Consider the following 211-nt stretch of genomic DNA (forward strand, 5'->3'; position numbering starts at 1 on the left):
CGCTGTTCAATACTGGCGATCGCGCTGAGCGGTACTATGCCACCGTCGCTACTGGTCAGACGAATGGTATCCAGCGCAGCAATCCCAGGGGTATTGTTGATGTCATGTTCTAACACCACGCGATACTGGTTGGCCTGGGTGTAAATGGTTGAAATCAGCCGCTGACCGAAGGCGTTGTACAGGGCGTTATCGACATCCGCCATGCTGATGC

General features: G+C 54.5%; 1 protein-coding gene. It reads right to left on the reverse strand.

Annotated features, from left to right (window positions below):
* Positions 1 to 211 (reverse strand): efflux RND transporter permease subunit (locus tag FDX22_RS31290; protein WP_255432961.1); only part of this gene is annotated, 211 nt, incomplete at both ends.

It is taken from the genome of Citrobacter sp. TBCS-14, from assembly GCF_005280805.1.
GTDB lineage: Bacteria > Pseudomonadota > Gammaproteobacteria > Enterobacterales > Enterobacteriaceae > Citrobacter > Citrobacter gillenii.